Below are 1,271 nucleotides of genomic sequence, written 5' to 3' on the forward strand. Positions count from 1 at the left end.
GCCTCACACACAAACTTCCTGACACCCTCCTAGAATCCGCCCGATAGTGTGGAAAGCTAAAGGCCCCCAGCCATGAACCACCGACCAAACGAGAGGCCCCCATGAAGAAGCTGCTAGCGCTGAGGCTCCTATCCGTTGCGTCAATCCTGGTCCTGCTGGTGATGCTCTTCTGGGCACCACCGGCCCTCAACGACATGCCGCAGCTACAGGCCGATGTACTCATGGCGTTGATCTTGCTGTTTGCAGTCGGCTCCACCACGGCGATGGGCTTCGCCTCCTACAAGGAGGCCAAACGCAAGCGCAATCACCCCGAGCGATAGCCCGCACACACGCACCACCCATCAACCCTTAGGAAAGAGCCCCCATGAGTGAGTTTCTGTCGCTGGAACGCCCCATCGTCCTGGCGCCGATGGCCGGAGGCCCGTCCACCCCGGAGCTCGTCGCCGCCGTGTCCAACGCCGGTGGGCTCGGCATGATGGCCGCGGGTTACCTCTCCCCCGATGCGTTCCGCGAACGCCTTGCAGCAATAGAGAATCTCACCACCTGGCCCTTCGGGGTGAATATCTTCTCCCCACCGCCCCACACGGGTCTTTCCACCGCGGAGCTGCACAGTTGGCAGCGTTATCGCGAACAATTGGACGCCTACTCGGCTGTGCAGGCCTCTTTTCCGGACGCCCCTCGCAACACCGATGATCATTATGAGGAGAAGGTGCAGATCGCGCTTTCCTCCACCGCCAAGGTCGTGTCCTTTACTTTTGGCTACCCAACCCCGGAGGTCGTGGACGCCCTGCACGCCAAGCAGAAGCTGGTGGTGCTCAACGCCACGACCCCGGAGGAGATCGAGCATCTCGCGGGCACGGACTGCGACGCCATCGTGCTACAGGGCAAGGAGGCCGGTGGTCACCGGGGCACGGTGCTTTCCACCCCGGAGGCGGGCTGCGCGTACTCGCTCGCCGCGCTGCTGGCCCATGCAAAGAAAGCCACCGATAAGCCGGTGATCGCCGCTGGCGGCATCGCCACCAAGCAGGACGTGGCGGAGGCCCTGGAGCACGGCGCGGTTGCCGCCCAGGTGGGCACCCGCTTCCTCCTGGCGACGGAGGCGGGAACGAAGACTACGCACAAGCAAGCGCTGCAGACGCTCAGGGGGAGGCCAACCGTGATCACCACGGCGTTCACGGGCAAACCGGCGCGTGCGATCCGCAATGCCTTCACCGACCGCTTCCAGCCGCTGGCCCCGAGCCTGTACCCAGAGCTGCACTACCTAACCTCCG

Annotated in this window: 2 protein-coding genes; both read left to right on the plus strand. The window is 64.1% G+C overall.

Annotated features, from left to right (window positions below; genetic code table 11):
• Positions 1–101: 101 nt before the first annotated feature.
• On the plus strand, positions 102–320 hold the full coding sequence (locus tag HMPREF3097_RS02445; RefSeq protein ID WP_070760682.1) for a hypothetical protein: 219 nt from the start codon (positions 102–104) through the stop codon (positions 318–320).
• 44 nt (positions 321–364) lie between these two features.
• Positions 365–1,271, plus strand: a 907-nt coding sequence (locus tag HMPREF3097_RS02450) for an NAD(P)H-dependent flavin oxidoreductase (protein ID WP_070760684.1), incomplete at its 3' end; no start/stop codon positions are given.

It is taken from the genome of Corynebacterium sp. HMSC27B11 (assembly GCF_001815985.1).
Lineage (GTDB): Bacteria > Actinomycetota > Actinomycetes > Mycobacteriales > Mycobacteriaceae > Corynebacterium.

Coding starts and splice junctions, on each gene's coding strand:
- HMPREF3097_RS02445 (WP_070760682.1), top strand. CDS start 102: ATGAAGAAGCTGCTAGCGCTGAGGCTCCTATCCGTTGCGTCAATCCTG.